Genomic DNA, 16605 nt, shown 5'->3' on the forward strand with positions numbered 1-16605 from the left:
GCAGCACCCACCCGCGTGAATCAGCCGAGAGCTGCATGCTTATCCGGCCTTCGCACCTGTGAGGGACAAATCTCGCCCGTGCACGGTCCGCGGGACGGCCGACGGGCGCTGCTCCCCTCGTTCGGCGCAAGCCCGCTGGTCGTCGGCGGTGCCTGCGACCACGCTCGACCTGGTGGCCCCATAGTCACCCCCACCGTCTGCCGCTTGCCCGCGGGCAAGCCGGAGAGAGACACCCGAGGAGACCGTCGTCATGGAGATGCCCGCCGTAACCGAGTGCGCGGTCGAAAACTGCGCTTACAACCGTGACCGCGCCTGCCACGCTCTGGCCATCACCGTCGGCGACCCGGCCGGCGTACTCGTCCGGCACGCGCACTGCGACACCTTCACCACCTCCCCGGGCAAGGGCGGCGACCCAGCCGTGACCGGACGGGTCGGCGCCTGCAAGATGTCGGACTGCCGACACAACACCGATCTCGAGTGCCACGCCCCCGGCATCACCGTGGGCTACCAGCAGACCGACGCCGACTGCCTGACCTACGCTCCCGCCTGAGCGCATCGGCAATCAGACGGGAGCCCGGCAGCACCCTGGAGGAGGCACCCCGTACCAGAGGAGGAGCCCGAGGAGGCTGATCGTGGCGGCCCTGCAGATGGCCGGCTTCTTCTCCGTCCTGACTACCGCCGGATGGCACCTCGGCGCCCCTGTCGGCGAGGGAACACCGCTCCACCACGCCCATCCGCAGGCCCTCACGATGAGTTTCCTCGGCATGATCGCAGGCCAGATCGGCACCGCCGCGAGATCGTCTCACTGGAGGCCCTCGAACACAGTCGCGAGGAGTCCACCCTCGCCGCCTCGGCGGCAATCAAGCGCACCCCACACGCGGGATGCACCGCACATCGTCAGGGATGACCCCGGTGACGCTGCTGACGTTCGGGCATGGCACTGCGGGACACGAGCAGTTGGCCGCCCTGCTGCACGGCGCCGGCATACGGGCCGTTGTCGACGTACGGACCGCACCCGGCAGCCGGCACAACCCCGACGTGGGCCGGGAAGCACTCCGACGGTGGCTGCCGCAGGAGGGGATCGACTACCGCTGGGAGCAGCGGCTGGGAGGCTTTCGGAAAGTGGCCCCTGATTCCCCCGATGTCTTCTGGGAGAACGCCTCCTTCCGCGGATACGCGGGTCACACCCGCACCCCGGACTTCCTGACAGCCATGGATGAGTTGCTGCGGCAGGCGGCCGACGTCCGCACCTCCGTCATGTGCGGTGAGTCCCTGTGGTGGCGCTGCCACCGGCGGATCATCGCCGACTTCGCCGTTCTCGCGCGTCACACCCGAGTACTGCACCTGGCCCACGACGGCCGGCTCACCGAGCACCGTCCGACAGCGGGAGCCCGGCTGCGCGCTGACGGACTGCTCGTCTACGACCGCATGTGACCGCCACCCGCGTCGAAGCCCTTGTCGGTCCTGCCGGGCAGGATGAGCATGACCCGTCATGAACCGCGGACGTACAGGGCTGCCCGGTGGGCCACCTCCGCGTCCTGGCCCACTCCTGCGCCTATCAGCGGGGTGCGGCCTCTCCCATCGCGTGCAGGGCGAGCGTGGAATGGGCGTAGGCGCCCCCGGCGCGCATCTCGGCGGCGACCCAGATGGCCTCCATGATCTCTTCCGGGCTGTTGCCCTTGCGCTGCGCGAGGCGTGTGTGCCCTTGAATGCAGTACGGGCACTGCGTGACGTGGGCGACGGCCACGGCGATCAACTGCTTGGTCTTCTCCGGCAGGGCTCCCTCGGCGAACACAGCACGGCTGAAGTTCTCGAACGCCTCGTTGACGGCCGGGGCGAGTTGGGCGCGGCGGGCGCCGATCTCCGGTGTGGCCGGATGGTAGACGGACTCGGTCATGAGTGCCTCCAGTTACACGGCAATGCGCATCGGCTGTTCGAGTAGTGGCTTGAGGTCGGTGAGGAAGACGCCGCCGGGGGCTCCGTCGAGGGGCCGGTGGTCAATGGACAGGGTCAGGGCCATCAGGGTGCCTGCGGCAAGTTCGCCGTCGCGGACGACGGGTTCGGGGTGGGCAGCTCCGACGGCGAGGATGGCTGCCTGCGGGGGATGACGGCGGTGAAGTCAGGTGCACTCCAGGACCACATCGATGCCCAGTTCCTTCCACGTCAGCAGGGCCGGTCGTGCGCCAGCAGGTAGGCGAGATTGTCCACCTGGATGAGGTCGTTGACGGCCGCGACCTCTACGCCGTCCACGTCGTGCAGGATCTTCAGCGCGGCACGGCCGATGCGGCCGGGCCCGTTGACGGCGACCTTCGGCATCCAGAAGTCCCTCCGGTGCTCGCTGATGCCCTCTGCCGTCGTATCACCGCGCGAGTGGCCCCGGCAGGCGGACCTACGCCATCCGCGTGCGGTACCCGCTGTCGCGGCCCTGTCCTACGGCGTAGGGAACGTGCGCTGAAATCGCACGGTCTGCCCTTGTCCGGCAGGCTTGAGCAGAGAAGAAGGCTCCCGGTGACCGGATCGGCAGCCCCAGCACCGCGAAGGGAGGCCGGGCGGTGGGAACAGCAGGCGGCGCCCCAGCGGGGATCCGATCTCCCGGGCGGGCCGCGATCACCGCGCGGACGCTGCGCAGAGACCGCTGGTGGGCCTACCCGCTCGCCTCGTTCACCGTCCTGGCCCTCTTCGTGGCCTACGCGACCTATGCGGCGCTGGCGAACCGGGACTACTACGCCGATCCCTATCTGTCGCCGTTCTACTCGCCGTGCCTGTCCACCCACTGCGGGGCGGTGCCCGGCTCCCACGGGGCACCGCACCTGGGCTGGTTCGGCACCTGGTGGATCATCACCCCGGCTGTGATCATCCTGATCTTCCCGCTCGGATTCCGCCTGACCTGCTACTACTACCGCAAGGCGTACTACCGCTCCTGGTGGCTGGCACCCCCGGCGTGTGCGGTTCCGGAGCCGCACCGCCGCTACAGCGGGGAGACCCGCTTCCCTCTGTTGCTGCAGAACGTCCACCGCTACTTCCTCTACGCGGCCCTCGTCTTCAACGTCATCCTGACCTGGGACGCGGTCATCGCCTTCGACTTCCGCGGACGCGTCGGCATGGGTCTGGGCACCCTGGTCCTGGTCGTCAACGCCGTTCTGCTGTGGCTGTACACCCTCTCGTGCCATTCGTGCCGACACGTGGTCGGCGGACGCCTGAACAACTTCGCCAAGCATCCCGTCCGCTACCGGGCGTGGACCTGGGTGTCGCGGATCAATCCGTACCACGGCCGGTTCGCCTGGGCCTCGCTGATCTGGGTCGCCCTCGCCGACGGCTACGTGCGGCTGGTCGCCAGCGGCGTGATCCACGACCCGCGGTTCTTCTGACCTCCATTCAGCCCGCGGAAAGGGGGCATCGGCCATGGGGCGCGATCTGCTGCTCCGCGTCTGGCGCGGCGACACCTCGGGGGGCTCGCTCGTGGAGTACACCGTGCCGGTCGAGGACGGTGAGGTGGTCCTGGACGCCGTCCTGCGGCTGCAGGCCACACAGGCCACAGACCTCGCGGTGCGCTGGAACTGCAAGGCCGGCAAGTGCGGCTCGTGCAGCGCCGAGATCGAGGGCCGCCCCAAGCTGATGTGCATGGCGCGGCTGTCGACCCTGCCGTCCGACAGCATCACGGTCACACCACTGCGGACCTTTCCCGTCATCCGCGACCTGGTCACCGACGTGGGCTTCAACTACGCCAGGGCCCGGCAGGTTCCCTCCTTCACCCCGCCGCCTCATCTGCGGCCCGGCGAATACCGGATGCGGCAGGAGGCTGTGGAGCGGGCGCAGGAGTTCCGCAAGTGCATCGAATGCTGGCTGTGCCAGGACGTCTGCCATGTCATCCGTGACCATGAGGACAACAAACCGGCCTTCGCCGGGCCACGGTTCTTCATCCGCCACGCCGAACTCGACATGCACCCCCTCGACACCCTGGACCGGCGCGGAATGCTGCGCGAGCAGGACGGGCTGGGGCTGTGCAACGTCACCAAGTGCTGCACCGAGGTCTGCCCCGCCGGAATCAGGATCACCGACAACGCGATCATCCCGATGAAGGAACGCGTCGTCGACCACCGCTATGACCCGCTCGGACGCCTGATCCGCAGCTGGCGGCGCCGCCCGGGACGTACAACCGGCGAGGACTGAGCCATGCCCTGGGCCGGCGTGACGGTGCCGCCGGTAGTCAACACGCATGATCGGCCTCCTCCTTACCGCGTTCATCTGCGCGGAACGGGCGGCCCAGGGTGCTGGTGATCGCCGGAAAGGAGTACGGCTCGGGCTCCTCGCGCGACTGGGCCGCCAAGGGCACCGCCCTGCTGGGCGTGAAGGCCGTACTCGCCGAACCCTACGAGCGCATCCACCGCTCCAACCTCATCGGCCTGGGTGCCCTGCCCCTGAAGTTCGCCCCCGGAGAGAACCCCGCATCACTCGGTCTGACGGGCGAAGAGACCTACACCGTCCGCGGCCTGGCACGCACCGAGGCCGAGGCGCTGCCGCGCGAGGTCACCGTCACCGCCGACGGCCCCAGCCGGCACCATCCGGTTCACCGCGCGGGTACGCATCGACACCCCGACCGAGGCCGACCACTACCGCCACGGCGGCATCCTGTCCTACGCCCTGCGCACTCTCCTGACCGCCCCCGGCCAGGGCGACCGCCCGCGAAGTCCGGCACGTCAAGCGGCCAGGGTGTGTGCCTCACCGTGCTGGACCCTCCGAGGGGGTGCGCAGGGCGAGCAGGGCGACGTCGTCGTCGAACACCTGCCGGCTCCGGCTGATCAGGGTGTCGCACAGTGCTTCCAGCGGGGCTGTGGCCAGGCGGGCGGCCCGCTCGGCCAGGTCGTCCAGTCCCGTGTCGATGTCCTGGTCGCGGCGTTCGACCAGCCCGTCGGTGAACAGCAGCAGGGTGCTGCCGGGCGGGAGGACTTGTTCGTGGCTGAACCTGGGGACGGACGCCTCGATCCCCACCGGGATTCCGTGACGGGCGGGTGCCAGATAGCGGGTGGTGCCGTCCGCGCCGACCAGCAGCGGCGGCAGATGCCCCGCGTTGCTCCAGCCGAACGTGTACTGTCCGGCCTCGCCGCGGCCGGCCTCGATGCGGCCGAACACCAGGGTGGCCGTGGGTGGCTCCTCGAACATCGTCAGGGCGTGGTCCAGCCGGGACACGACCTGGCCGGGCGGCTCGCCCCGGTCGAAGGCGAGCGCCCGCAGCATATTGCGGATCTGTCCCATCAGCGGGGCGGCCTCCACGTCGTGCCCGGTCACGTCGCCCACCACCACACAGGTGGCGCCGTCCGGCAGAGCCAGGGCGTCGTACCAGTCCCCGCCCAGCCGGGGCAGCTCCGAGGCGGGCTCGTAGCGGGCGGCGACCTCAAGCGGCGCAAGATCGGGCAGCACGGGCAGCATGCGGCGCTGGAAGTGCTCGGCAGCACGTCTGAGCTGCTCGTACAGGCGGGCGTTTTCGAGACTGACGCCCGCGGCACTGGCCAAAGCAGTCAGCAGACCCTCGTCGTCGTCATCGAAAGGCGTACCGTCCACTTTGTCGGCGACGTAGAGGTCACCGTAGACCGTGCCGCGCACCATGAGCGGTGCGCCCAGCAGAGTCCGCATGACCGGATGCCCGGGCGGAAAGCCGGCCGCCCGAGGGTGGGCGGCCACATCCGCCACCCGCAACGGCTCCCCGTCGTCCACCATGGTGTGCAGCAGGCCATGGCCCTGCGGCAGGCCCATCGCAGCGCACAACTGCGGATCATCGATACCCACGGTGATCAGGTCGATGACCTTGCCGCTCTCGTCGAGCACGCCCAGCGCCCCGTAGTGCGCGGCAACGAGGTCGGTGGCCGCTTCCACGATGCGGCGCAGCACGGTGCGCGTGTCCATGTCGGTGCTGACCGCCCCGACCGCGTCGAGCAGGTGCCGCAGCCGGTGCCGGTCCAAAGCACGCTGCGGGGGTCGCGCGACCACCCGGCCTCCGGCCTGTCCCCGCCTCCACCACTGCCACGGATTGTGCGCCATGGTGCTTCCTCCCGGCGCCGGGCGCCGTCGTTCTGTCGCCCTGCCCTGTCACATTACGCGCTCACCTGGTCGGAAGCAGGGCGCAGCGGTGCGCCGCCTGCCCCCGTCTCAGGAGGCCGCTGCGTCCGGTTTTCCTCTGTGGCGCCGACCATACGTGGAGCAAGGTCAGGGCCCGATGGCGACGGGGCAGTGCGCGTGGCGGGCCATCCACGCCGGTACAGACCTGATGAGGTGGTGCAGCCGGTGCTCCGGAGCGCCGAGCACGAGTGCGTCGGCCTGGTGTTCATCCATCGGACGGGCCGGCTCCGGGGCCGCATCGCCCATGCAGGCGGCGACATGGACGTCCAGCCCGGCGGGCGTGGCCGCGGGGAGCGTGCCGGCGAGTTCCCTGCGCAGCCAGGCCAGCGCATCGGCTTCCCGCTCCTTCACAGGAACGGCGACCGTCTCCGGGTCGTACTCCATGGATTCCGCGGCGTCGGCTGCGGGCGGCGAGGGAACGGTGCGAGGCAATCCGGTGACCTGGAAGCCGAGATGGAGGTGAGGGCGTGCTCGTACCGACGCCTGGCCTGCACACGGGCCCTCGTACTTCCGTCCTCGAGATTCTGGTCTGCCCTGTATACGGGCTGACGGAGTGTCTGCTCGTTTCGGCACGGCCATCCGCAGAGCATGGTGGCCACCGCCCTCGGGGCCGGTCACGCACCGGGGCGCACACGGCACGAGTAGGCGGCTGCAGCAGCTGAGGAGGCGAATGGTGTGAGCACCGATCGGGTCGATGCCGCGGCCGAGCGGCTGATGCGTACGGCGCAGTACTTCTTCCCCGGCACGCAGTCGCCCGACCGGCGGATGCTGTACCGCGAGGGTGGACGGGCGGCCGAGGAGTTCTACCGAGAGCGGTGGCGCCACGACCGGGAGGTGCGCTCCACGCACGGGGTGAACTGCACCGGATCGTGTTCCTGGCGGGTGTTCGTCAAGGACGGCTTGATCACCTGGGAGACGCAGGCGACCGACTACCCGTCGGTCGGCCCGGACTCCCCGGAGTACGAGCCGCGGGGATGCCCGCGCGGCGCCTCTTTCTCCTGGTACACCTACTCGCCCACCCGCATCCGCTACCCGTACGTGCGCGGCCCGCTGCTCCAGCTGTGGCGGCAGGCGAAGGAGCGGCACACGGATCCGGTCGAGGCGTGGGAGTGGGTGACCTCGGACCCGGAGCACTGCGCCGCCTACAAGCGGGCCCGCGGCAAGGGCGGCTTCGTGCGCTGCGACTGGCAGGAGGTCACCGAGTTGGTGGCGGCGGCACAAGTCCACACGGTCAAGCGGTACGGTCCGGACCGGATCGTGGGTTTCTCCCCGATCCCGGCGATGTCCATGGCGTCGTACGCGGCCGGTACCCGGTACCTGTCGATGATCGGCGGCACGATCTCCTCGTTCTACGACTGGTACGCCGACCTGCCGATGGCCTCGCCGCAGGTGTTCGGTGACCAGACGGACGTGCCCGAGTCCGGCGACTGGTGGAACTCGGGCTACCTGATCGTGTGGGGCACCAATCTGCCCGTCACCCGCACCCCGGACGCGCACTTCATGACCGAGGCCCGCTACAAGGGGCAGAAGGTCGTGGTGGTCTCCCCGGACTACGGCGACCACACCAAGTTCGCCGACGACTGGCTCGCGGCCTCCCCGGGCACGGACGGTGCGCTGGCCATGGCCATGGGGCACGTCATCCTGAGCGAGTTCTACCGCGACCGGGAGGTTCCGTACTTCACCGAGTACGCCAAGACCTACACCGACCTGCCGTTCCTGGTGCGGCTGCGCGGGCGCGACGGTGGCGGGTACGTGCCGGAGAAGTTCCTCACCGCCGCCGACCTTCCCGGCCAGGACGGTGAGGAGGAGGCGGGCGAGTTCAAGACGGTTTTGCTGGACGCCCGTACGGGCGAACCGATGGTGCCGAACGGGTCGCTGGGTTTTCGCTGGATGTCCCAGGACGGTGGCCCCCGGTGGAACCTGAACCTGGAAGGTGCCGATCCGCTGCTGTCCCTGCACGGTCGGCCGGACGGCGAGGCGGTGGCCGTCGACCTGCCGCGGTTCGACGCCGGGCCCGGTGAGTCCGGCGGGGTGCTGCGGCGCGGTGTGCCGGCGGTGCGGGTCGGCGGGCATCGGGTGACCACCGTCTTCGACCTGGTGATGGCCCAGTACGGGGTGGCCCGCGAGGGACTGCCGGGTGAGTGGCCGATGGGGTACGACGATGCCGACGCGCCCTGCACGCCGGCCTGGCAGGAGGCGATCACCTCGGTACCGGCGAAGGCGGCCGCCCGGGTGGCGAGGGAGTTCGCGCGCAACGCCGAGCGCACCGGCGGTCGTTCGATGATCGCGATGGGGGCGGGCACCAACCACTGGTTCCACTCCGACCAGATCTACCGCGCGTTCCTGTCGCTCGTGATACTGACCGGCAGCCAGGGTGTGAACGGCGGGGGCTGGGCGCACTACGTCGGCCAGGAGAAGGTACGTCCGCTGACCGGCTGGTTCCATCTCGCGTTCGGCCTGGACTGGCAGCGGCCCACCCGGCACATGGTGGGCACGCCACTGTTCTGGCTCGCCACCGACCAGTGGCGCTACGAGGCGTTCCCCGCCGACACCCTGGCCAGCCCGCTCGGGCAGGGCCGACTGGCGGGACGTACCCTGCCGGACTGCAACGCGCTCGCCGCCCGGCTGGGCTGGATGCCCTCCCACCCCACGTTCAACCGCAACCCGCTGGACGTGTGCGACGAGGCCGAGCGGGCCGGCAAGGACGTACCGGAGTACGTCGTCGAGGAGTTGAAGGCAGGGCGGCTCAGTTTCGCCACCGAGGACCCCGACGATCCGGTCAACTTCCCCCGGGTCCTGCTCATCTGGCGGGCGAACCTGTTCGCGTCGTCGATGAAGGGCCACGAGTACATGCTGCGCCACCTGCTCGGCACGGACGACGCCGTCACCGCCCCTCAGACCCCGCCCGACCTGCGGCCCAAGGACATCACCTGGCGTGAGCAGGCCCCGGTCGGCAAGCTCGACCTGTCGGTGGCCGTCGACTTCCGCATGACCAGCACCTGCCTGTTCTCCGATGTGGTGCTGCCGGCCGCGACCTGGTACGAGAAGTACGACCTGTCCTCCACCGACATGCACCCGTTCGTGCACGCCTTCAGCCCGGCGATCGCACCGCCCTGGCAGACCCGTACCGACTTCGACATCTTCCACACCATCGCCGCCGAGTTCTCCCGTCTGGCCGCCACCCGTCTCGGCGTGCGGCGGGACGTGATCGCCGCCCCGCTGGCCCACGACACGCCGGACGAAATGGCGCAGCCGCACGGGCGGGTGCGCGACTGGAAGGCCGGCGAGTGCGAGCCGGTGCCGGGCAAGACGATGCCGAAGCTGATCGTGGTGGAGCGCGACTACACCGCGGTGGCCGAGAAGATGGCCGCCATCGGTCCGCTGCTGGACAGTCTGGGCACCACCACCAAGGGCCTGACGTGGAAGCCCGAGCAGGAGATCGACTACCTGCGCTCCCGCAACGGAACCGTCCGCGGCGGCATCGCCGACGGGCGTCCCTCGATCGCCCGCGACGACCAGTTCTGCGAGGCGATCCTCGCTCTGTCCGGCACCACCAACGGCCGCCTCGCGGTTCAGTCACTGCGCGCGCTGGAGGAGCGCACCGGTGTGCACCTGGCCGACCTCGCCGAGGAACGCTCCGGCGACCGCATCACCTTCGAGGACACCCGCATCCAGCCGCGTGCCGTGATCACTTCGGCGGAGTGGTCCGGCACCGAGTCCGGCGGCCGCCGCTACTCCCCCTTCACCGTCAACGTCGAACGCCTCACACCCTGGCACACCCTCACCGGCCGCCAGCACTTCTACCTCGACCACGACTGGATGGCCGAGTTCGGCGAACAACTGCCCGTCTACCGGCCGCCGCTGAACATGATGCGCCACTTCGGCGACCCGACCCGCTCACCGGACGGCCACCTGGAGCTCGTGGTGCGCTACCTGACCCCGCACTCGAAGTGGTCGATCCACTCCGAGTACCAGGAGAACCTGCACATGCTCACCCTCTTCCGCGGCGGCCCGGTGATCTGGATGAGCCCGCTCGACGCGGAGAAGATCGGGGTGGCCGACAACGACTGGATCGAGGCGTACAACCGCAACGGGGTCGTGGCCTGCCGCGCGGTGGTCACCCACCGCATGCCCGAGGGCACGGTGTACATGTACCACACCATGGACCGGCACCTGAACGTGCCGAAGACGGAGACTTCCGGCCTGCACGGTGGCGGCGACAATTCCCTGACCCGCCTGCTGATCAAGCCGACCCACCTGATCGGCGGCTACGCCCAGTTCTCCTACGCCTTCAACTACATCGGCCCCACCGGCAACCAACGGGACGAGATCACCGTCATCCGGCGGCGCAGCCAGGAGGTGGACTTCTGATGACCCGTGGCGGAGCCACCATTGGACGGGTGATGGCGCAGGTGGCGATGGTGATGAACCTCGACAAGTGCATCGGCTGCCACACCTGCTCCGTCACCTGCAAGCAGACCTGGACCAACCGGCCCGGATCCGAGTACGTCTGGTTCAACAACGTCGAGACCAAGCCCGGCGCAGGCTACCCGCGCCGGTACGAGGACCAGGAGAAGTGGAAGGGCGGCTGGACCCTGAACCGCCGGGGCAAGCTGAAACTCACGGCCGGCGGCCGGCTGCGCAAACTGGCCACCATCTTCTACAACCCCGACCTGCCCTCCCTCGACGACTTCTACGAGCCGTGGACCTACGACTACCAGAGCCTGACCACCGCGCCGCTGTCCGACAGCTTCACCAGCGCCCGTCCCAAGTCCCAGCTCACCGGCCGGGATATGCGCCCGGTACACGGCCCGAACTGGGACGACGACCTCGCCGGAGCCGCCGAGTACGCAGGCGCCGACCCGAATCTGAAGGGCCTGTCGGAGCGGGTGCGGATGCAGTTCGAGCACGCGTTCATGTTCTACCTGCCGCGGATCTGCGAGCACTGTCTCAACCCCTCCTGCGTCGCCTCCTGCCCCTCGGGCGCCATGTACAAGCGGGAGGAGGACGGCATCGTCCTGGTCGACCAGGACCGCTGCCGCGGCTGGCGGTTCTGCGTCTCGGGATGCCCGTACAAGAAGGTCTACTTCAACCACCGCACCGGCAAGGCGGAGAAGTGCACCTTCTGCTACCCGCGCATCGAGGCCGGGCAGCCCACCATCTGCTCCGAGACCTGCGTGGGCCGGCTGCGCCACCTGGGCGTCATGCTGTACGACGCCGACTCCGTCCTCGAGGCCGCCTCGGTGAAGGACGACAAGGAGTTGTACGAGGCGCAGCTGTCGGTGTTCCTCGACCCCGAGGACCCCGAGGTGCGGGCGGCGGCGGAGCGTGACGGCATCGCCCACGACTGGGTCCAGGCCGCCCGGCGTTCCCCGGTGTACGCGCTGATCAAGAAGCATCGGGTGGCCTTGCCGCTGCACCCGGAGTACCGCACCATGCCCATGGTCTGGTACGTCCCGCCGCTGTCCCCGGTCACGGACGCGGTGCACGCCACCGGCTACCACGACGACGACCCCGACCGCGTGTTCGCCGCCATCGACGCCCTGCGCATCCCCATGGAGTACCTGGCCAACCTCTTCACCGCTGGAGAGACCACCGTGGTGGAGGGCGTGCTGCGCAAACTGACGGCGATGCGCGCCCACATGCGCGCCCTCCAGCTCGGCGACCCGCCGGACCAGGATCTGCTCGACTCGGTCGGCGCCCACGGCGCGGACATCGAGGACCTGTACCGGCTGCTGGCCATCGCCAAGTACGACGACCGCTACGTCATCCCCCGGGTGCACGCCGAGGGCTCGGGCGCCCTCATGGCCCAGCACTGCTCCCTGGACTACCCCGGCGGGGTCGCAGACCTCGCCGCCCACGACGAGGACCAGCTCACCCCCGCCCCGCCGCCCCTGCCAGGCCTGAACCCGTCGGGCGGCGGCAGCCAGTTCCGCGACGGCGACGGAAAGGTGCGCTTCAACCTCCTCGGCTGGAACGGCACCGGCCCGGCCCCCGGCCTGTTCGGCGACGGGAGCGGCCGATGATCCCCCGCCGCGCCCGCCGCCCGGCGGCCGACACCCCCCTGGCGCACCGCATCGCCTCGGTCCTCCTGCGCTACCCGGACGAGACGATGCTCGCCTGCCTCGACGACGTCACCGCCGTACTCCCCGCCGTCGCCGACCCGGCCGACCGCACCCGGCTCGCCACCGCCTGCGACCACCTGCGGCGCCTGCCCTCCACCGAGGCCGCCCAGCAGTACGTGGACACCTTCGACCACACCCGGCGCCGCAGTCTGCACCTGACCTATTACCGGCACGGCGACACCCGCGCCCGCGGCATGGCCCTGCTCGCCCTGAAACACGCCTACCGCCAGGCCGGCCACGAACCACCCGAGGCGGAGCTGCCGGACTTCCTGCCGCTGATCCTGGAGTTCGCCGCCCTCGCTCCCGAGCCCGGGCACCGCATCCTGCTGCAGTGCCGGGCCGGACTCCAACTCCTCCGGCAGGCGCTCCACGAGCACTCCACCCCCTACGCCGGCGTCCTCGACACGCTCTGCGGCCGGCTGCCCGAACCGGCCCGCCATGAACGCGACGCCTGGCGAAAGCTGGCCGCCGAAGGACCACCGGGCGAACATGTGGGACTGGAGCCCTTCGGCCCACCGGAACAGACCGGCCCGGAACCGTTCGCCCCGCCCGGGCATCCGGCACCATCCGCATACCCGACGCAGAGAGCGTCCCTCAGTGCGAAGGAGGGCCGGTGAGTTCCTGGGACCTGTGGTGGTGGGTCATCCTGCCCTACCTCGCCCTTGTCACCTTCGTCGTCGGCCACGTCTGGCGCTGGCGCTACGACCAGTTCGGCTGGACCAGCCGCTCCACCCAGTTACAGGAACGCCGCCTGCTGAAATGGGGCGGACCGCTCTTCCACTACGGCACCTTCGCCGCCATCGCCGGCCACGTCATGGGCATCCTCATCCCCGAGTCGTTCACCCGGTGGCTCGGCATCCCCGAGGACACCTACCGCCGGTTCTCGTCCATCGGCGGCACCGTCGCCGCGCTCGCCGTCATCCTCGGCGTGGTGATCCTCGCCTTCCGCCGCACCACCGTGCCCAAGGTCCGTGCCACCACCAGCCCCGTCGACTGGGTGGCCCTCATCCTGCTCGCCCTCGTCATCATGCTCGGCATCATCCCCACCATGGGCATCAACCTCCTCGGCGCCGGCTACGACTACCGCCGGAGCGTGGCCCTGTGGTTCCGCGGCCTGTTCGCCGGCAACCCGGACGTGGCCGCGATCTCCCACGCCCCGCTGATCTACCAGGTCCACGCCACCGCCGCCTGGGCCATCCTCGCCGTCTGGCCCTTCACTCGGCTGGTGCACGCATGGAGCGTCCCACTGTGGTACCTGTGGCGGCCGTTCGTCCTCTACCGCTCTCGCACCGCCGCCCACCCCACCGAACCCGGCACCAGCGGACGCCGCTGGCGCCGCATCGGCGTCCGCTACTGACCCGAGCCCACACAAGCTCTCCGACATAGAAACGGCAACCGCGCCATGCAGAAGCTCTCCCTCGACGCGAAGGCCCGCGAGCACCTGGAACGGGCCGCGGCTTCGTCCACCGGCCGCAGCGCCGAGACCCTCTACGGCGGTCACGAACACACCCTGCGCCAGACACTCATCGCCCTGCGCGCCGGCACCACCCTGGCCGAACATGAGAACCCCGACGAGGCCACCGTCCTCGTGCTGCGTGGCCGGGTACGGCTGCACAGCGGCGACGAGGTGTGGGAGGGCATGGCCGGCGACCTGCTCTTCGTACCGCCCGCCCGGCACAGTCTGGAGGCCCTCGAAGATGCCGCCGCACTGCTGACCGTCGCCAAGTCCGCCTGACCTCCGCGTCTTGCACGGACGTGGCCATGTACCCCGTCCGGCCGTTCCTCTGCGGGGAGCCGGTGCGGCCGGCGTACTCCACCACGGTGCCCATGCCGTTGTTCCGGTCGTCGGCGGCCAGATCCCCCAGGATCCACACACCGGGACGATCCATCGGGTTTTCAGCCGACGGCGACACCCGGTCAGGTTCCAGGCTCGTGCGGGGGTGTTCGGGGCGGCTGGCGCGGGTCTGACGCTTGGTCCGCCGGGCGCGCGGAGGACCGGTCCGTGTGGAAGGTGACGCCGATCCAGCCGGCCCAGCCGACCGGCTGGAGCGCCCAGTAGCTGATCGCGCGGTACAGCAGCGTCGCGGCGATGGCCGGTCCGGGAGGCAGACCGTACAGCACGAGCAGCGCGGACAGGCTGGCCTCGATCACCCCGAGGCTACCGGGTGTCAGGCGCAGGCTGCCCGGGATCTGGGTGAGCGTGTACGCGAGCAGGAGTCCGTGCCAGGGCACCGGAACGCCCAGCGCCCACAGGCAGGCGGCCAGGCAAGCCGCGTCCAGGACCCAGTTCATCAGCGCCAGTGCGGCCGGCCGCAACCACGGCCGGAAGCCGGGCTGCAGGCTCCGGGCCTGCTCCACCACGCGCTCCAGCGCCAGTTGGGCCCGCGCTACAGGCCCGGACCGCAGGCCCGCGCCCGTCCAGGCCCGCCGCACCGCCGCGCGGAAGCCCGCGAAGCGGGACAGGCTGAAGACCACCAGACCGGTCACCATGGCCAGTGCCAGGAGACCGGCGATCGGCCGCACCACCGTGGCGGCCCCAGCGGCACCGACCGTGAACATCCCCACCACGATCAGAATCCCCAGAGCGAGCGCCGACAGCGCACCGGCGATCACCAGCACCGCGGCCGCGAGGACCGGCTCCACCCCACGGCGGGTCAGCTGCCGGTACACCCAGGCGGTGGCGAAGGCCGCCCCGCCGGGCAGGGCTCCTGCCACGGCGTTGGCGGCCACCGCGATCACGGTCATCCGCCGCAGGCTCCACCGCACCCCACCCGAGAGCAGCAGCCGGTGGGGCACGGCGGCGAAGCACACGATCGACAACGCCTCGCACCCCACGGCAACCGCCAACTCGGGCACGCGCACGCGGGAGATGAGATCGAACGCCTGCGCTAGCTCGTGCCGCCGCCAGAAAGCCACCCAGGCCGCGGCCGCCACCAGCAGACCGGCACCCACCCACCACACCGGTCCCGGCCGCATCGGACGCCGCCCTGTCTCCCAGCCCTCGCGGTCGGCCGCCGCGGACTCCGGCCGCTCAGACACGGGCCGTCACCACCAAGGGCCGGCACGACGCCGACACCGGGCAGCGGCGACGGGCCCGCGGCCCACATGAGCCGGACGCCGACCACAACCACCGACCGTCACCGCCACCGACCGCGTCCAAAACCCGCCACCGCGGTGGCGGGCAGCAGGGGCAGCGGAGCGCCACCGGTCATTCACCGCTTCGGTCCGGTCGGTGCGCGCGGTAGTGGTCGCGCCGGACCAAGCGGTACTCACCGATCCACCGCGGGATGGAGCGGACTCCCGGGACGAACGGCAAACAGGACGAACGCCAGGCTGAGCAGCGCCATCAGCGCCCAGCCAGGGCATCGACATGGCCCGAACTGCGGAACGGCTCGACCTGACACCACAACGCGTACAGCCCCAGCCAGGGCTGGCCTGGCCCGTTGCCCGTCTCGTTCGTCATCCCCCCCGCGCGATCGTCCGGGCCCCGGGAGCCCTCTCGCGCCACGCCGCTCACCGCTGCTGCCGGCCACGCGGGAAGGCAGCAGAAGCGCCAGCACGAAGACGGTCACCATCAGGGAGACGACCACGAGGTTCGCGGCCGAGATCTGCACCACGCCCCAGTGGATGGAGTATCCGGCGCCACCCAGATCCACGGGGCGGACAGGCCACCCCCGGGGTACGTCGGTCCGTCGGCCATCGCAGCCCCTCTCCCGGAAAGGTGTTCACCCCGCGAGGACTACCCGCCGACCACAACCGCCCCTGACCATGGCTGCGCCATCCGGCGCAACACTTTCGCCCTCTGCGGTCTCAGGCCATGGGCGACCGTCCACTCTGCGCCGCCGTCGGCGTGTCGGCGGAAGGCGAGCGCCTGGCCGCCCGCATCCTCTCCAGATGTCCCGTCCGGGCGCCCAGAGCGTTCGGAGACGAGGTGACGGGCCCGACCGGACGCACGCCCTTCCTCCTGATCCCGCCACGTGGGACCGCCGCGCGCCGCAGGAACCGATACGGGCGGCTGCTGAGACGGAACCCATGAGGGACGGCGGCTGGACGGGCATGCATGTGTGAAGGAGGTCGCGGTGGCGAAGCATCCGTTGATCGGCTATCTGGTCTGGGCGGTCTTGTTCGGCGCCCTGTTCGCCTGGGAGGGTATCGGCCTGCTGCGTGCCGATGACGCTTTCCCCACCCTCAGTGACGCCCTGCGAGCGGTCATGCGCTATCCGATGGGGCGGTGGGCGCTGTTCGCGGTGTGGTTGTGGTTCGGCTGGCATGCCTTCGTCCGCGGGTGGCACTTCCTGCTCCGGGACGGGCAGTGAGAGTCGGATCAGTCCCGATCCCGCCGTCCGCCGGAGGGAGAGACCTGTCC

General features: G+C 70.3%; 15 protein-coding genes and 2 pseudogenes. 11 read left to right on the forward strand and 6 right to left on the reverse strand.

Annotated elements, in window-relative coordinates:
• The first annotated feature begins 250 nt into the window (after window positions 1-250).
• Together ACIPM1_RS27825 and ACIPM1_RS27830 are read left to right on the forward strand one after the other, a co-directional pair.
• Window positions 251-550, forward strand: a complete 300-nt coding sequence (locus tag ACIPM1_RS27825) for a DUF1540 domain-containing protein (protein WP_402439176.1) — start codon at window positions 251-253, stop codon at window positions 548-550.
• Between the two features lie 353 nt (window positions 551-903).
• On the forward strand, window positions 904-1434 hold the full coding sequence (locus ACIPM1_RS27830) for a DUF488 family protein (protein ID WP_402439178.1): 531 nt from the start codon (window positions 904-906) through the stop codon (window positions 1432-1434).
• Window positions 1435-1558: 124 nt separating this feature from the next.
• On the opposite strand, the gene ACIPM1_RS27835 is transcribed toward ACIPM1_RS27830, so the two are convergent.
• The 3 genes and pseudogenes from ACIPM1_RS27835 to ACIPM1_RS27845 form a co-directional block, all read right to left on the reverse strand.
• The gene (locus ACIPM1_RS27835) at window positions 1559-1897 is read right to left on the reverse strand and encodes a carboxymuconolactone decarboxylase family protein (RefSeq protein WP_402439180.1); all 339 of its coding nucleotides are present in this window, start codon (window positions 1895-1897) and stop codon (window positions 1559-1561) included.
• A gap of 12 nt (window positions 1898-1909) precedes the next feature.
• A pseudogene (locus tag ACIPM1_RS27840) lies at window positions 1910-2092 on the reverse strand (2-oxo acid dehydrogenase subunit E2); the annotation flags it as partial.
• 71 nt (window positions 2093-2163) lie between these two features.
• On the reverse strand, window positions 2164-2316 hold the full coding sequence (locus tag ACIPM1_RS27845; protein ID WP_402439182.1) for a glyceraldehyde 3-phosphate dehydrogenase NAD-binding domain-containing protein: 153 nt from the start codon (window positions 2314-2316) through the stop codon (window positions 2164-2166).
• Window positions 2317-2552: 236 nt separating this feature from the next.
• Between ACIPM1_RS27845 and ACIPM1_RS27850 the strand changes: the two genes are divergently transcribed.
• The 3 genes and pseudogenes from ACIPM1_RS27850 to acnA all read left to right on the forward strand — a co-directional run.
• A complete protein-coding gene (locus tag ACIPM1_RS27850) occupies window positions 2553-3368 on the forward strand; it encodes a hypothetical protein (RefSeq protein WP_402439184.1) in 816 nt (271 codons plus the stop codon).
• 34 nt (window positions 3369-3402) lie between these two features.
• Complete coding sequence (locus tag ACIPM1_RS27855) at window positions 3403-4170, forward strand: succinate dehydrogenase/fumarate reductase iron-sulfur subunit (RefSeq protein ID WP_402439186.1); 768 nt, start codon at window positions 3403-3405, stop codon at window positions 4168-4170.
• Window positions 4171-4268: 98 nt separating this feature from the next.
• Window positions 4269-4656: pseudogene (gene acnA / locus ACIPM1_RS27860) on the forward strand (aconitate hydratase); the annotation flags it as partial.
• A gap of 63 nt (window positions 4657-4719) precedes the next feature.
• On the opposite strand, the gene ACIPM1_RS27865 reads toward acnA, so the two are convergent.
• A complete protein-coding gene (locus tag ACIPM1_RS27865; protein ID WP_402439188.1) occupies window positions 4720-6036 on the reverse strand; it encodes a PP2C family protein-serine/threonine phosphatase in 1317 nt (438 codons plus the stop codon).
• 165 nt (window positions 6037-6201) lie between these two features.
• Complete coding sequence (locus tag ACIPM1_RS27870; protein ID WP_402439190.1) at window positions 6202-6546, reverse strand: universal stress protein; 345 nt, start codon at window positions 6544-6546, stop codon at window positions 6202-6204.
• A 282-nt stretch (window positions 6547-6828) separates the two neighbouring features.
• Here ACIPM1_RS27870 and ACIPM1_RS27875 point away from each other — a divergent pair, with 282 nt between their 5' ends.
• The 5 genes from ACIPM1_RS27875 to ACIPM1_RS27895 are packed head-to-tail and all read left to right on the forward strand — an operon-like array spanning window position 6829 to window position 13974.
• Window positions 6829-10485: a nitrate reductase subunit alpha gene (locus tag ACIPM1_RS27875; protein ID WP_402439295.1), complete on the forward strand. Its 3657-nt coding sequence runs from the start codon at window positions 6829-6831 to the stop codon at window positions 10483-10485.
• Entirely contained in the window at window positions 10485-12140 is a 1656-nt protein-coding gene (narH, locus tag ACIPM1_RS27880) for a nitrate reductase subunit beta (RefSeq protein ID WP_402439192.1), read from the forward strand. Before ACIPM1_RS27875 ends, narH begins: the two co-directional genes overlap by 1 nt.
• Entirely contained in the window at window positions 12137-12856 is a 720-nt protein-coding gene (gene narJ / locus ACIPM1_RS27885) for a nitrate reductase molybdenum cofactor assembly chaperone (protein ID WP_402439193.1), read from the forward strand. Before narH ends, narJ begins: the two co-directional genes overlap by 4 nt.
• Window positions 12853-13596 (forward strand): respiratory nitrate reductase subunit gamma, encoded by a 744-nt coding sequence (narI, locus tag ACIPM1_RS27890; protein WP_402439195.1) that lies wholly within the window; start codon window positions 12853-12855, stop codon window positions 13594-13596. Before narJ ends, narI begins: the two co-directional genes overlap by 4 nt.
• Window positions 13597-13641: 45 nt before the next feature.
• The gene (locus ACIPM1_RS27895; RefSeq protein WP_402439196.1) at window positions 13642-13974 is read left to right on the forward strand and encodes a cupin domain-containing protein; all 333 of its coding nucleotides are present in this window, start codon (window positions 13642-13644) and stop codon (window positions 13972-13974) included.
• A gap of 182 nt (window positions 13975-14156) precedes the next feature.
• On the opposite strand, the gene ACIPM1_RS27900 is transcribed toward ACIPM1_RS27895, so the two are convergent.
• Window positions 14157-15278, reverse strand: a complete 1122-nt coding sequence (locus tag ACIPM1_RS27900; RefSeq protein WP_402439198.1) for a YbhN family protein — start codon at window positions 15276-15278, stop codon at window positions 14157-14159.
• 1040 nt (window positions 15279-16318) lie between these two features.
• Here ACIPM1_RS27900 and ACIPM1_RS27905 point away from each other — a divergent pair.
• Window positions 16319-16555 carry a DUF6186 family protein gene (locus ACIPM1_RS27905; protein ID WP_356190506.1) on the forward strand — a complete coding sequence of 79 codons (237 nt, stop codon included), beginning with the start codon at window positions 16319-16321 and terminating at the stop codon, window positions 16553-16555.
• Window positions 16556-16605: the final 50 nt, after the last annotated feature.

It is taken from the genome of Streptomyces sp. NPDC086766, assembly GCF_044746005.1.
Taxonomy (GTDB): domain Bacteria; phylum Actinomycetota; class Actinomycetes; order Streptomycetales; family Streptomycetaceae; genus Streptomyces.